The sequence below is a fragment of the Sphingomonas sp. 2SG genome (genome assembly GCF_005503285.1).
Taxonomy (GTDB): domain Bacteria; phylum Pseudomonadota; class Alphaproteobacteria; order Sphingomonadales; family Sphingomonadaceae; genus Sphingomonas; species Sphingomonas taxi.
The window spans coordinates 43,560-58,378 of record NZ_SCMZ01000027.1 but is presented as its reverse complement, the minus strand read 5'-3'; the positions used below and the strand labels follow the sequence as shown (position 1 = coordinate 58,378).

The 14,819-nt window shown below is 67.1% G+C and carries 11 protein-coding genes, 1 tRNA gene and 1 pseudogene; 5 read left to right on the top strand and 8 right to left on the bottom strand.

The genetic code is table 11. The features are described from left to right. Window positions 1-677, bottom strand: a pseudogene (locus FFS23_RS12410) (GGDEF domain-containing phosphodiesterase); the annotation flags it as partial. A gap of 107 nt (window positions 678-784) precedes the next feature. Between FFS23_RS12410 and moaA the strand changes: the two are divergent. The 4 genes from moaA (at window position 785) to FFS23_RS12390 (ending at window position 5,352) form a co-directional block, all read left to right on the top strand. Continuing rightward, a complete protein-coding gene (gene moaA / locus FFS23_RS12405; RefSeq protein ID WP_137898832.1) occupies window positions 785-1,798 on the top strand; it encodes a GTP 3',8-cyclase MoaA in 1,014 nt (337 codons plus the stop codon). Further along, window positions 1,795-2,571, top strand: coding sequence for an NAD kinase (locus tag FFS23_RS12400; RefSeq protein WP_038658258.1), 777 nt, complete (start codon window positions 1,795-1,797; stop codon window positions 2,569-2,571). Before moaA ends, FFS23_RS12400 begins: the two co-directional genes overlap by 4 nt. A gap of 79 nt (window positions 2,572-2,650) precedes the next feature. Beyond that, a tRNA-Asn gene (locus FFS23_RS12395) sits at window positions 2,651-2,725 on the top strand. Window positions 2,726-2,964: 239 nt separating this feature from the next. Beyond that, window positions 2,965-5,352, top strand: a complete 2,388-nt coding sequence (locus FFS23_RS12390) for a TonB-dependent receptor (RefSeq protein WP_249340658.1) — start codon at window positions 2,965-2,967, stop codon at window positions 5,350-5,352. Window positions 5,353-5,505: 153 nt separating this feature from the next. Here FFS23_RS12390 and FFS23_RS12385 read toward each other — a convergent pair whose 3' ends face one another. The 7 genes from FFS23_RS12385 to FFS23_RS12355 all read right to left on the bottom strand — a co-directional run bounded on the left by FFS23_RS12385 (window position 5,506) and on the right by FFS23_RS12355 (window position 13,426). Next, window positions 5,506-7,968: a TonB-dependent receptor plug domain-containing protein gene (locus FFS23_RS12385; RefSeq protein ID WP_212742961.1), complete on the bottom strand. Its 2,463-nt coding sequence runs from the start codon at window positions 7,966-7,968 to the stop codon at window positions 5,506-5,508. Between the two features lie 329 nt (window positions 7,969-8,297). Further along, window positions 8,298-8,771, bottom strand: a complete 474-nt coding sequence (locus tag FFS23_RS12380; protein WP_137898831.1) for a c-type cytochrome — start codon at window positions 8,769-8,771, stop codon at window positions 8,298-8,300. A 39-nt stretch (window positions 8,772-8,810) separates the two neighbouring features. Further along, a complete protein-coding gene (locus FFS23_RS12375; protein WP_212742960.1) occupies window positions 8,811-9,563 on the bottom strand; it encodes a cytochrome b/b6 domain-containing protein in 753 nt (250 codons plus the stop codon). After that, window positions 9,563-9,949: a c-type cytochrome gene (locus tag FFS23_RS12370; RefSeq protein ID WP_137898830.1), complete on the bottom strand. Its 387-nt coding sequence runs from the start codon at window positions 9,947-9,949 to the stop codon at window positions 9,563-9,565. The genes FFS23_RS12375 and FFS23_RS12370 overlap by 1 nt, the downstream gene beginning before the upstream one ends. A gap of 67 nt (window positions 9,950-10,016) precedes the next feature. After that, window positions 10,017-11,381 carry a peroxiredoxin family protein gene (locus FFS23_RS12365; RefSeq protein WP_038658256.1) on the bottom strand — a complete coding sequence of 455 codons (1,365 nt, stop codon included), beginning with the start codon at window positions 11,379-11,381 and terminating at the stop codon, window positions 10,017-10,019. 38 nt (window positions 11,382-11,419) lie between these two features. Beyond that, on the bottom strand, window positions 11,420-12,829 hold the full coding sequence (locus tag FFS23_RS12360; RefSeq protein WP_137898829.1) for a hypothetical protein: 1,410 nt from the start codon (window positions 12,827-12,829) through the stop codon (window positions 11,420-11,422). Window positions 12,830-12,886: 57 nt separating this feature from the next. Further along, complete coding sequence (locus tag FFS23_RS12355) at window positions 12,887-13,426, bottom strand: protein-disulfide reductase DsbD domain-containing protein (RefSeq protein WP_171009470.1); 540 nt, start codon at window positions 13,424-13,426, stop codon at window positions 12,887-12,889. Between the two features lie 352 nt (window positions 13,427-13,778). Between FFS23_RS12355 and FFS23_RS12350 the strand changes: the two genes are divergently transcribed. Next, complete coding sequence (locus tag FFS23_RS12350) at window positions 13,779-14,801, top strand: LLM class flavin-dependent oxidoreductase (RefSeq protein ID WP_137898827.1); 1,023 nt, start codon at window positions 13,779-13,781, stop codon at window positions 14,799-14,801. Window positions 14,802-14,819: the final 18 nt, after the last annotated feature.

Here is a 14,819-nt window from a genome sequence, read left to right as displayed (position 1 = left end):
AGCGTCGCCGGCGCCGCGGCGGCGGCGACGATCATGTCGCCGCCGGTCGGCGCGGCGACGAAGCCGGCCGGGCCGAGCAGCGCCAGCGTGATCGCCTCGACCCGCGCGCGCGCCGCGGCGATCAGCGCGTCGCCGACCGCGCGGCCGCGCGCCGCGTTGAGGATGTCGAGCCGCGACAGCGCGATCATCAGCACGCCGACCGGCGTGCCCGCGGCGAGGCGGCTGCCGATCCAGGCTTCGGCATCGCCCGCCTCGACGCTGATGCCGATGCCGCGCCCGCGACGCTCGCCGGGCTCGCGCGGCGGCGTGCGCGCGGCGAAGCGGATCGCCTGGTGGAGCTCGGCGGGATCGCCGCGGTCGATCAGAAAGTGGGTGGCGCCGGCGACGTGCAGTTCGTCGAGCGCCGCACCGTCGTCGACCACCGCGAGCAAGGCGCCGCCGGTCGCCCCGGCGAGGCCGCCGAGCGCGCGGACGCCGGCGAGGGCGCCGGCGGGATCGCCGCGGCCGTCAACCAGCAACAGCGCCGGCCGGCTCGCCAGCGCGCGTGCCGCGACCCCCTCGCCGCCCTCGTCGGCGACGATCCGCCAGCCGGGCAGATCGCCGATCGCGGCGTCGCCCGCACTGCGGGCCGCGCCCGAAACGATGAACAGCGTCGCCCGCTCGGCCTCGATACCCATTGCCCCCTGCCTAAGCCCCTGACCGCAAAGCGGCAATGGCAGGTGGTGGCGATCTGTCGAACGGGAACGGACTTGTCGCTGGACGGTTGACCGCCTAGCTCCATCCTATGACCAGCGTACTCCCCCAATCCGCCGCGGCGCTGGTCGATCCCCAGGGTCGCACCATCCGCTATCTGCGCATCTCGGTCACCGACCGGTGCGACCTGCGCTGCCGCTATTGCATGGCCGAGCAGATGACCTTCCTGCCGCGTGCCAAGTTGCTGAGCCTCGACGAGATCGCGATCATCGCCGAGCGGTTCATCGCGCGCGGCGTGACCAAGATCCGCCTGTCGGGCGGCGAGCCGCTGGTGCGCCGCGACGTCGGCGATCTGGTGCGGCGGCTCGGCCGCCACGTCGGCGCCGGGCTCGACGAGCTGACGATGACGACCAATGCGACGCGGCTCGACCAGCATGCGCAGGAGATGGTCGACGCCGGCATCCGCCGGATCAACGTCAGCCTCGACAGCCTCGACGCCGAGCGCTTCCGCTACATCACCCGCCACGGCGACCTCGACCAGGTGCTGCGCGGTATCGCCGCGGCGAAGGCGGCGGGGCTCGCGGTCAAGATCAACATGGTCGCACTCGCCGGGCTCAACGAGGCCGAAATCCCGGCGATGCTGCGCTGGTGCGTAGAAGAAGGCCACGATCTGTCGCTGATCGAGACGATGCCGCTCGGCGCGATCGACGAGGATCGCACCGATCGCTTCGTGCCGCTGACCCGCGTGCTCGCCGATCTCCAGACGCAATTCGCGCTACACCGCGACTCGCATCGCACCGGCGGCCCCGCGCGCTATTGGCGGGTCGAGGGGACGGCGACGAAGCTCGGCCTGATCTCGCCGCTCACCGCCAATTTCTGCGACGGCTGCAACCGCGTGCGGCTGACCACCGAGGGCAAGCTCTATCTGTGCCTCGGCCATGACGATCAGGTCGATCTCAAGGCGGCGCTGCGCGACGGCGGCATCGACGGGCTCGACGCGGCGATCGATCTCGGCCTCACCCGCAAGCCGGCGAGGCACGATTTCCGCATCGGCCGCGATGCCGCGCCCGCGGTCGCCCGCCACATGAGCGTCACCGGCGGATGAGCTACGAGCGGCGGGCGCTGGTCGCCTCCCCGACGGCCCCCGCGCAGGCCGCGGCGGCGGAGCTTGCCGACGCGCTCGACTGGGTCGATCCCGCCGAGGCCGACGTGATCATCGCGCTGGGCGGCGACGGTTTCATGTTGCAGACGCTGCACGGCCTGCTCGACCGGCGCGCCGCGCCGGTGCCGGTGTTCGGGATGAACCTCGGCACGGTCGGCTTCCTGATGAACGAATGGCGCCGCCACGGCATCGGCGAGCGGCTCGACCGCGCCAAATCGTTCAAGGTGACGCCGCTCGCCGCGACGATCACCGGCATCGACGGCCGCGTCCATCGCGCGCCGGCGATCAACGAGGTGTCGCTGCTGCGCGAGACGCGGCAGACCGCGAAGCTGGAAGTGACCGTCAACGACCGCGTCGTCATGCCCGAACTCGCCTGCGACGGTATCCTCGTCGCGACGCCGGCGGGGTCGACCGCCTACAATCTGTCGGCGCAGGGGCCGATCCTGCCGCTCGGCTCGAACATGCTGGCGCTGACCCCGATCAGCCCGTTCCGGCCGCGGCGCTGGCGCGGCGCGATCCTGCCCGACAAGGCGCGGATCACGCTGCGCGTGCTCGACCCCGCCAAGCGCCCGGTCTCGGCGGTCGCCGACCAGCGCGAGTTCCGCGACGTCGCCGAGGTGGCGATCTGCATGGACCGCGCGCGCGAGCTGACCTTGCTGTTCGACCCCGAGCACGCGCTCGACGACCGCATCACGATGGAGCAGTTCGTCTCCTGACACGAAGCTGTGGAAAAAGGTGACAACGGGGTTGCACTCCGATTTCTGGCGGCTATAGACCCCCTCCACGACGCAACGTTCCCTGATAGCTCAGCGGTAGAGCTCTCGACTGTTAATCGAGCGGCCGTAGGTTCGAATCCTACTCAGGGAGCCATTTCCCCCCATTGCGGGGTCGGCGTCGGTCTAACCCCCTCCCCATTCCGATGCCTCGGCAGTGCACCGGACAGCTGGTCGGACGTCGCTCGCTTGTGCGATGTCGGACGACCGCCATGGCCGCGAGTCGAATTCCCATCAATATAGTATAAGTTTGTTGCTCCCGGCCGACGGATCGACACGATGGCGGCGTGCCGAGGGCGATACGCCCGGGCATCAAGCCATCTAAGGGGGAACGAGATGAGTGCTTCACGTGCGCGGCGACGCGCCTGCATCGCACTGATGCCGATCATGGTGCTGGTGCCGGGCCTGGCGACGGCGCAGAACGGGCGGCCCGAGACGGGACAGGTCGATACGGACCAGCCGCAGGAAGGCGGCGAGATCGTCGTCAGCGGCCGGCGCATCTCACAGGCGACGCAGGCGATCGGCGAGGATCGGACGACCAGCACGGTCGCGGTGACCCGCGACGCGCTGCTTTCGGCACCCTCGGGCATCTCGGGACTGAAGATGCTGGAGGCGCTGCCGGGCTTCAACGTGCAGACCGACGGTGCGCTCGGCCTCTACGAGTTCGGCAACAGCGTGCAGGTGCGCGCCTTCAACCTCGACCAGATCGGTTTCGTCGTGGACGGCATTCCCACCGGGCGCAGCGACGCGTTCGGCGGCAGCCCGGTGTTCCGCTATGTCGACAATGAGAATCTCGCGGTCGTGGAGGCGTCGCCCGGCGCCGGCGGCGTCACCGCGCCGAGTTATGCGTCGCTCGGCCCGATCGTGTCCTATCGCTCGATCGCGCCGCAGGACGAGGCGGGCGCCTTCGCCGCGCAGACGCTCGGCGACTATGGGCTCAAACGCACCTTCGTGCGGCTGAGCAGCGGCCGGATCGGACCGGTCGCGGCGTTCGTCAGCCGGACCAAGCTCGACAGCGACCTGTGGCGCGGCGCGGGCAGCGTCGACCGCGAACATTGGGAGGCGGCGGCGCAGATCGAGCTGGGCGGCGACAGCTGGGCACGGCTGAAGTTCGTCAGCAACGATTTCTTCGACTATGACTCGCCCACCCTGTCGCGTACCGACTATCTGTCGGCGACTCCCGATCTTGGTGGCAAGACCGGCCGCGACCGGGGCTATATCGGCAGCGTGCCGGAGTATGCGCCGGTCACCGGCGGACCGCGCTATTCGAACGCCAATTATACCTACAATTCGCATCTCGCGATCAACGTCCGCCATGACCGGCTCTACGGCGGCACGGCGCATGCCGGCATCGCCGATGGCGTGCAGCTGGAGACGACGGTCTATTGGGAAGACAAATCCGGCTATGGCGTATCGCCCGACAGTTATGCCAACAGCCTGACGCGCTATCGCCAGCAGGCCGCGCTGGGTCAGGCCGTGGTGGCGCCGCGCGGCACGCAATTCGGCTATTCGGGAGTCGGCGGCGACCGCTACGGCATCGTCGAAGCGCTGCATGCCGATCTCGGCGCGCACGCGATCGATCTGGGCATCTGGGCGGAAAGCGATCGCTATCACCGCACGCAGCTGCGCTACAACACGACCGACGGGTCGCCGGCCAGCGCCGCCAATTACGGCGAAGTGGTGTATCGCCGCCGCGACTATCGGTCGCGACGCGAGACGACGCAGGTCTTCCTGCGCGACCGGATCGCCCTCTCGCCCGCGGTCAGCCTCGACCTTGGCATCAAGGGGCTGGACCTCGACTATCAGCAGCGCGGCTATCGCGACTTCAACGATTATGCGCGCGTCGTGGCGGACACGGTGCGACCCGGCTGGGGCCCGCATTACAATCGCGCGCATTATCGCGACGCCTTCCTGCCGACCGCCGGCCTGTTGCTGCGGCTGCCCGACGACCACAGCCAGATGTTCGCCTCATATTCGGAGAATCTCGCGCTGCCCAAGGGCATGGACGATATCTATGCGGTCGCGCTTAACAGCTCGGCGGCGGTGGTGGCGGCGCCCGCGCCCGAACGGTCGCGCAACGCGGAGCTGGGCATCCGCACCAACCAGCGCGAACTCTTCGCATCGCTGACCGGCTATTACACGCGCTTCGACAATCGCATCCAGGCGATCGCCGCTATCCTGCCCGGCACCACCACCGTCACCGAGACCTTCTACCAGAATGTCGGACGGACGCGCGCCTATGGCGTCGAGCTGCTAGGCAATTACCGGCCCGCATGGACCGGCGGTCTTGCCTACGCCAACCTCAACGTCACCTGGAACAACGCCACTTTCCTTGACGATATCGCGGCCAGCCCGACCGCTTTCGCGACCGTCGGCAAGACGATCCCCGACAGTGCGCGCTGGATCGTGTCGGGCGGGCTGACGGTGGAACCGGCGAGCTGGCTGGTGGCGAACCTCTCCGCCAAATATACCAGCCGGCGCCAGTCGACCTTCGTCAACGCGCCCGGATCGCAGGTGCCCGGCTTCACCGTCGTATCCGCCTATGTCGATATCGGCGACGGCATCAGCATCGGGCCGATCCGCACCATCCGCCTGCGGCTGAACGTCGACAATCTGTTCGACAAGGACGCTTTGTCCTTCATCTCGCCGGCGGTGACGGGCGACGGACTGTTCCGGCCGCTCAGCCCGCGGACGGTGCAGGCGACGCTGTCGGTAGGATTATGACCGCCGGACCGCGCGAAAGCGTGAGGCGATGGACTGCCGTCACCTTGGCATGCGGCGGTGTGCCACAGCGCTGACCGGTGCTGCGCCCGATGACAAGGTGACGATCCGCGTCATGCGAGGACCCGCCGGGCGCCGGCGGGTCCCGCCCCCACATCAGAATTTGATCGTCAGGTTGCTGTAGTAATAGCCACCGTTGATGCCGAACGGCGCCCAATTGTTGGTCGTGGCGACGCCGTTGCCGCTCGCGGCCAGCCCGGCGGCGTAAGTGATCGGGTCGACCTTGGTCGGATAGACGTTGAACAGATTGTTCGCGCCGATTGATATGCCGATCGCGCTGGTGATCGCATAGTGAATGTCGAGGTCGACGATCAGCGCCTCGTCGACGACGTTACGAACGAAATTGCTGGTGCCGCCGCCGTCGATCCAGGCCGACGACGGGCCATAGAGCGTACCGCGCAAGTCGATCGCCCAGCCATCCTTACGAAAGACATTGTCGAGCGACAGCTTATAGTCGGGCGCGGCGGTTTCGAGATAGGAGATCGCGGTCAGGTCCAGATAGCGCTGACCCGACGCGGCAATCTGGGGCGACGGGGCGGCCAGCTTCGTCAGGCGGGTCCGGCCGTAATTGCCCATCAAGGTCAGGTCGAGCGTCGCCGACCCGGGCAGCGGCAGATCGTAATTGACGACCAGATCGACGCCTTTGGTCCGGCTGTCCGCGCCATTGACGAAGGTTGAGATCGACGTCGACGTCACGGTCTGGTCGATGACGTTGCCGTTCGCGATGATCGCGTCGGTCACCGCCTGCGAGCGCACCGTCCGGACACCGTTGATCGTCTGCAGGCCGTAGACGGTGCCGGTACTGACGATCCGGTCGCGAAGATCGATCCGGTAGAGGTCCAGCGTGGCGTTGAGCCGGTGGGCCGGACGAAGAACCAGACCGGCGCTGACATTGGTCGACTTCTCCGGTCGCAATCCGGTGATTCCGAGCAACCGCGCCGCGGCGCCGTTCGCGGGCAGATTGACGCCGGCAGAGGTCGGCGACACCTTGGTGGCCGAATAATATTCTTCCGCCAGGGTCGGCGCGCGGAAACCGGTGCTGATCGTGCCGCGCAGCGCGAGGGCGGGCGAGGTATCGTAGCGGGCGGTGAGTTTGCCGACGCGCGTGTCGCCGAAGTCGCTGAAATGCTCGAAGCGTCCGGCGGCATCGAGCTGGAGCCGCGCGACCGGCTCCGCCGCCAGATCGACATAGGCCGCGACGTTGCGCCGCCGGTGCGTGCCGGCGTCGGTCAGCGCGAAACCGGGATAGGCCTGCACGCCGGTCTTGTAGCGCGATGGCGCGTCGCCGGCGCGGATACCATAGCTTTCCTGTCGATATTCCGCGCCGATTGCGACGTTGAGCGGCCCCGCCAGCCCGATCTCGATCGGACGGCTGATATCGAGCGTATTGCTCCATTGGCTGGCGACGAAATCGCCGACGTGAAAGTCGGTCGGGCTGGTGCCGGTGTCCGCGATCAGCGAGCTATTGGCGGAATGAATGTTGCGGATCCGATTGATATCCTTGCCATAGGTAGACGCCAAATCCCAATGCCAGCCGGCCAGTTCGCCGCGCGCCCCGCCGGTGACGGACAGATCGTCCTCGTCGTCGGTCAACACCGGCGTAAAGCCCTGTGGCCAGAGCGTCGGCGCGATATTGGGAAAGCGATAGTTCTGGCGCGACTGGCCGAAGCGATGACCGTAATTGCCGAAGGAATAGAGTTCCACGCTACCCAGATCTAGCCCGGCATTGTAGCTCAACAGCGACAGCTCATATTTGGAGTCGCCGTAGATACGGTTGAGATGCGGATAGCCGGGAATTAACGGCAGCGCCGGATTGGCACGGTTGGCGGCGGTGAAGACCCGCTGATCGGGCCCGCCGCGATCGCTATAATCGTGATAGCGATGCTCGCCGGTCACGTTCAGGAAGGCCGACGACGACCCCAGCCCGATATTGGCTGCGCCGCCCAGCGTCTCGCCATCGCCCTCGCCATAGGCGCCGCCGGTCGCGGTGAGCAGGCCGCCGCGGTGGTTCTTCTTGAGGATGACGTTGATGACGCCGGCAATCGCATCGGTACCATATTGCGCCGCGGCGCCGTCGGTGAGTACCTCGACATGATCGATCGCGCTGACCGGGATGAAGCTGAGGTCTGCTGCCGCCGCACCGACGAAGCCGCCGGTCGTGGCCACCGTGAGGTTGGACGTGCCGTGCCGACGCTTGCCGTCGATCAGGATGAGCGCGTGATTGGCGCTCAACCCGCGCAGTCGCAGCGACAGTTTAAGGTTGCCGGCATCACCGCCAAAGGCCTGCACGTTCAGCGACGGCACGATGCGGTTGAGTGCCTGCACGAGGCCGGGCTGGCCGGTGCGGACGAGACTGCTGCTGTCGACCAACTGGATCGGCGCCGGACTGTCGGCAGCACGGGTGCCGGTCAGCCGCGTACCGGTGACGACGATGTCGTCGCTTCCGTCAGCCGTCGCGGCCGACGCGGTGTCGGACGGCTTGCGATCGGTGGCATGAACGATGGTGGCCGACATTGCCGATGCCAGCAACGCGACGCGCACGATGGTGAAGATGGCCAAAGCTGTTCCCCCTTGTCTGGCCCCCCAGCCGCCGTCTGCCGATCTCGCGGCGCGACGGTGTGGGAGGGCAAAGGGACGATGATCTTTTAAATGCCAGATCAACAAAACAGCAATTCTTCTCCAATATACATTTCGGCTTTACATATCATGACTTGGGAAAAACTGTCTTTTATTGGCAGTTATCGAATATCATATTGTCAGAACACCGTCGAAAACTGTCCGGCTCACCGTACTATGATGAGATTCCCCGACGAACAGCGGGAGGAGAATGGAGTGGCAAATTCCGAAAACGGGCACATCGACCAATGAAGGCGCCGGCGGTCGTATCGTCAGCTCCTGTCCTGATCGCGATAGCTTTCGTGGCAGCCTTTGCAGGTCTTGCCGATCGTCGCGGTCGCGGCGCCGACCGCCGCGACGTCGCCTCTGCCCGTGATCGCGGTATAGCCGGCCGCAGCCCTTAGGAAATCAGCGCGCTTGGCCTCGAAGTCGGCCCGGTTCTGCCAGATGGCGGGCTTTGCCGAGGTCTGCAGTCCCTGCCCGGCCTGCGATCCGGCGGGAAACCAATTCTCCTTGCCTTGCTGTCGCGCCAGCCGCTCGACCACCGGCGCATTGGCCCTGATGACGGCGAGGTCGGGACTGCCGGATTTGAGCTGGTCGTTGATCGCCTTGAACGCCTTGCCGATCTCCCGATAGTGCGCCTGTCGCGTGGCGATCACGTCATTGACGCCGCCCGCCACCGCGGCCGTACCCGCCAGCAGCATGATGATCGTCGGCAGGCCCCGGGTCAGTCGTTTACAGAACATCGTCTCTCTCGCTCGATAAGGGGGGAATGGATGGCGCGGTCAGCCTGTCCGCACGACGGCGAGGACGAGAACCGCGACGACGATCAAAGCCGCAGCGCCGTGCCACCAGCGGTCGAGCCGCAGCGGCTCGACCCGTTCGACCAGATGCTTGCGGCCGGTGAGCATCGGGCCGATCAGATTGTCGCGCCGAACGATCAGATAGAAGAGGATCGCGACGACATGGATCGCGACCAGCGCCTGCAACGCCCTGAAGATGCGGCCATGCCATTCCGACAGCAGCCGACCGGTGTCGAAGCTGACCCAGGCCGATAGTGGCCCCGATTCCAACCCATCGATATCGGTCACGAACAGCCCGATCAGGCATTGCGTCAGCAACAGCGCGAGCAGCAGGACGATGGCGATCGCGCCCAGTGGATTGTGCCCGACCCGGGTCGCGGACGTGCGCCGCAGCAACGTGCGCGCATAGCGGATCGTGGCGGCGGGGCCGGTGACGAAATGGGAGAATCGCGCGGTGGTACTGCCGGCGAAGCCCCAATAGATGCGGAACAGCACCAGCGTGAGCAGCCCATAGCCGGCATAACGGTGCCATTCCAGATTGCCGCCATGTGTGTACCAGGAGACGGCGAAGAGCAGCACGATCAGCCAATGGACCAGGCGTACCCACCCGTCCCATATCACCGCCGTCTCCGCCGGCGGGGCCGCCATGTCGCTGACCGATGCCGTCCGATCACCCCCTTCGGCCAGTACCGGGCCAATCGTTGCCGGGTCGGCGGAGCCTGGATCGCCGCCCATTATCGTAGCTCCTTCAATTGCTCGATGATCGCCGCGCGCTCGGCCGGGTCGGGCGAATGGACGTCCATCTCCGTACCCGGCGCGAAGGCCTGCGGGTCGGCGAGATAGCGATCGAGCATCTCCGGCGACCAGATACCGCCCTTCGCCTTCAACGCCGTGGAATAGGCGTAATCCGATCGACTTGCCGTCGGCCGACCGACGATACCGATCAGCGACGGCGCAAGGCCGCCGTCGCCATCACCCGCCACGCCGTGACACCGCGCGCAGCGATTCTCGAACAGCACCGCGCCGCGCGGTCGCGGATCGACATGCTGGGCATTTGCGGCGGCGACCACGCACAGCACCACCGCGCCGCCGGGCAGCATCAGCGTCCATCCGACCGGCATCGATCCGACCCCACATTGCTTCCGGTGCAATGCAGCGCCGGAACCGGCACAGTCCGCGTCCGCCGCATCACTTCGCCGCGACCCGCACGGCAGACCCAGCGGATGCGACGGCAGGCGCCGGCTCCGCGAGCAACTGCTCGATGCGACCGGTGAAATCCTGCTGGAGCTGGGCGTGATAGCTGCCGCTGGCCGGTGACGCGAAGCCGGAGTGAACCGCCCTCACCTTGCCGTCGCGACCGATGAAGATCGTCGCGGGCCAGGTGTCGAGATGCGCGAGCTGTGGCACCTTCTCCCACATCTGGGCGGGCGATCCCGCCTCCAGATAAGTGTATTTGACGCCATATTGCTTCACGAACGCCTTCTGCCGCTTCAGCGTGTCCTGCTGCTCGGGCTCCTCGAAGTTGAGCGCGACGATCGCCAGCCCGCGATCGCGATATTGCTTATCCAGCTTGACCAGATATTGCGCCTCGTCGTGGCAATTGGGGCACCAGGTGCCAGTAACGACCGCCACCACCACCTTGCCCTTGAAGCGGGGATCCTCGTTGGTGACGATACGGCCGTCATTGTCGGGGAAGGCGAATTTGAACTTCTCGTTCGGATTGGTGACCGTGGTATGGGTGAGGAAGCCATCCGGCTCGGCAAAGCCCTTCGCCCGCGCGACGGCGGGGCGATAGGCGACCAGCGTCTTCGCATAGCGGCCGTCCGGTGCCGCATCCGACGCATAATCGCTGGCGACGGGCGCCGCCTCGCCGGCCGCCGCGACCTTCGGCCGCTCCACTTGCTGCTGGATGTCGAGCGCGCCGTCCACCCTGGGCGTCACGACGATCACGCCGGGGCGGCTGCCGTCGAAATGGCTGAGCACCCATTTGCCGTCGCGGAAGCTGCCCGCATAGGCGCCGGTGTCGCCGTCGATGCGCAGGATCGACGCAGCGACATCCGCCCCCTGTTGCTGCACGACGAAGCGGAATGCCTTCTCGCCCTTCGACGAGGGCGTGGCGAGCGGGATTTCCCAATTGCCCGCGATCGCCGGCGCCTTCACCGCGGCTGGCGGCGCATCGACGTGGCGAACGGCGTGGAAGGCATAGTCGGCGCTCGTCTCGCGATTCTGCGCGACGACGGTGCCGTCCAGATTGCCGCCCTGCAGCTTCGCATCGATGGTGGTAAGATAATGATCGACGTTCAGCACCAGTTTGCCGTCGCGGAAGGTGGCGCTGGTGGTGCCGTCATAGGGCTTGAAGCCATCGTAGAAGACACCCTTCAGCCCCTCCCCGTCCGGCGCGATGTCGAGGCGGAAGGGAATGTCGACACCGTTGCGCGACAGGACCGCGTCCCATCGCCCGATGACGGCGGATGCATTCGGCTCGGCGCCGATCACGGGGGCGCCGGCGAGGAGTGCGGCGGCGAATGCGGTGGCTTTGAAAATCATCGTCATGATGGTCTCCTATCGCGTGGTGGATGATGGATGGGCCGTTACGTCTTCAGGATCGTGCGCACGTTCGACGGGCCGGTGGCGGCGGCGTGGCGGCGCCATGCCGGCGGCAGGTCCGGCTTGGTGTCGATCAGGATCGACAGGATGGCCTCGCGATCCGCCGCCGACAAACTGGCGAAATCGGCGTTCCGGTCGCCGCCGGTCAGGATTTCGAGCAAGCGCCGGTAAACATAACCTTTGGCCGGCTCGGGGATCGCGTCGAACGCGGCGGAATAGATCAGGTAGCTGCACGGATAGTGGAAGATCCGGTCGTGCAGGTCGAAGTCGCGGAGCGAGCGGCCTTTCCGGTCGCGCGGACCTTGCGCTGCGAACGTGCGCGCAAATGCGGAGGCGGCGATCGTCCTGCGCCGGTCCAGCCCGCCGAGCGGCGTCTCGCCCGAGAAGAGCAGATAGCGGATCAGTTGCTCGGCGGGGCGCCGGATCATCTCCTGCGTCGCGGGCGGCAATGATTCGAGCGCCGGCGGGGTCGCTGCGACCTTGCCGCCCGCTGCCAGCATGTGCAGCGCGATCCGTGTCTGGTAGTTGGTCAATGTGATGAGATTGTGCATCTGCGTCTGGTGGCCGAGCACCAGCAGCGCGACCTGATCGCTGGTCGACGTCAGATAGGCGGCGGCGTCGAAGCGGGTGCTAATCGGTCCCAACGCCGGCAAGCGCCGGTCCGCCGGCGTGACTGCCGCAGCGGCCGGCAAGGTCGCGGCATTGGCCATCGTCGCCGACGCCAGCGCGCCGGTCACGTACCAGCCGCCCCAGCGCTCGCCGAGCGGGCTTTTCTGGTCGGTGATATATTGCGGTGCGCGTGGTGTCAGCGTGCCGGTCGGCGCCGGGTAGACCGAGCGTAGCAGCACCCCCGGCACTCCGCGCGTACCGGCGGCGATATGGCATTGGGTACAGTCCAGCTCGGCGCGCTGGAATCGCGGCCGGGCGGTGTCGACATCGTCCAGCAGGTAGAAGATCGCCCCCTGCATCGGATCGAAGGAGATCAGCTCCACCGTTTTTCCCTGATGCACCGAGCCGACATAGACGTCGTCGTTGTAGTAGAGCGCCCGGGGGTGATCGGCGGAGATGCGGGTGAACTGGAAACTGGTTTTCGAAAACACCAGCGTCTGCGAGCTGACCGGGATGCCGAGCAGCTTGAGCACCGCGGGCAGGTAGCCGCGGTCCTTGTCATAGGCGAGCGTCGCCCGGCCCTCGTCGAGCGCCTTCTGCGCCAGCGCGACGGGATCGCGGACCGGATCGCGATAGCGGATCGGCTCATCGCTGAACGGAACATAGCCCTGGTTCTGCACCGCGATCTGCGCGTCGGCGTAACCGATCATATGCCGGGTGGCGACGACGCCACCGAGCGTCAGCGTCGCCACCACGAGCGACAGCGGCCCGATAACCGCGGCCATGGGATCGCGTCGTGCCTCGGCACCGGATCGGGGGGAGCGAACCACGCCTCCCATCGCTCAGGCGACGATCTCGACCGGTGCCGCGATATGCACCGTTCGCGGCGGCAGGCAGATACGGCCGTCGCAGGACTGGTAGCGGATGGTGACCGGTACCTGCTGGCGTCCCGGTGCCAGTCCGGCGCGAAGCCGCACCGGCACGGTCAGGCTGACGGCATGGGCATGCGTCGGCGTGACGAAACCGAAGGCGGGATCGAACGCGTTGATCGAACTGCTGCCGCTGGCCGCACCGTCGGCTCGAGCGACCGCATTCGGGTCGAGCGAGACGCGCAGCGGCGTCGGACCGTTGGCCGCCTGCTTCAGCCCATAGACGTGCCAGCCGTCGCGGATCGTGCCGCGGACGGTGATGACGACGCGGCGCCCGGACCGTGCCGCGACGATCGGCGCCGCGACCCAGTCGACCGTAGCCTCCGCATCGGCGGCGCGAACCGGCGCTCCGCCCTCCGCAGCTAGCCCGAGCATGACCGCGACGAGGCTTATCCCGAACCGCGCCCGGCGGCGAAGGCGTGGCGCGGCACCGACCAGATTTGCCTTCGGCAAGCGAGGGACGTTAATCTCCGTCACGCGAGCACCTCCATTCGCTACGACCGGCCATTCTGACGGAACCGGGACGGAGGGCCTGTCCCGGCCACGCTCCGCCCCCCGCATCCTACGGAGCGTCGCGCCGATCGCCTGATAGAAATTCTATAATTCCTATTAGATCGATAGGGTATCGATGTTTTGTCATGACGAGGGAATGCCTTGGCCCGGCGATCGGGCTTTCCTGAAGGATCGGCAAAGCTGGGCTTTAAGTGCTCCAGACGGAACTATGTTATCATATGGTATTGGTAGGGATTAAGTCAGACGATACCGCCGATGTCGCGGCGAACAATGCGGAGGATATGCGACCACCATGGCCTATCGCCTGAGCATCCTCGACAAGGCCCTGATCCCCGAGGGGGTCGCCGCGCCCGATGCGCTCGACGGCACCGTCAAGCTTGCGGTGCGCGCGGACCAGCTCGGCTATCATCGCTATTGGTTCGCCGAACATCACGGCATGGCGACGCTGGGCAGCTCGGCGCCCGAGACGCTCGCGGCCTTCGTGCTCGCGCGCACGCGGCGGATCCGGGTCGGCTCGGGCGGCGTGATGCTGCAACATTATCCGCCGTACAAGGTCGCCGAGACGTTCAACCTGCTCGCCGCGCTTGCGCCGGGGCGGGTCGATCTGGGGATCGGCAAGGCGCCGGGCGGCCTCCCCAATGCGACGCGGGCGCTCCGCGCCAACCAGCAGGGTGCGGCGGCGCAGGATTTCGCGGCGAAGCTGCGCGACCTCGATGCCTTCGTCACCGGCGCACTGCCCGACGACCATCCCTATGCCGGCGCGATCGCCGCGCCGCGCCCGGAGGAGCCGGCGAACCGCATCCTGCTCGGCGCCAGCGTCGAGAGTGCGGCGCTCGCCGGCGCGCTCGGCTGGGACTTTTGCTATGCCGGCCATTTCGATGGCGATCCCGAACGGATGGGCCGCGCCTTCGACGTGTATCGGGCGGCGACGGGCCGGTCGCCGCTGCTCGCGCTCGTCGCCTTCGCCGCGGAAACCGAGGCGAAGGCCCAGCGCCACGTCGGGCCGCTGCGGCTCTACCGCGTACGGCTCGCCGACGGGCAGACGGTCAACCTGCCCAATCTCGATGCCGCCGCCGAATTCGCGCGGCAGGCGGGCGTCGCCGATTATACGACCGAGGAGATCGTGCCGAACGTGCTGTCGGGCACCGGAGCGCAGATCCGCGCCGAGCTCGACCGGTTGCACGCCGCGTTCGGCGTCGACGAATTCGTCATCGACACGCCGGTCGCCGGGTTCGCGCAGCGGCTCGATTCGATCGAGCGGCTCGCGCCGCTGACCCTGTCCCCCGCCCGCGCCTTCGAAACGCGCGCGGCCTGACCCCCTTCACGCCAGGAG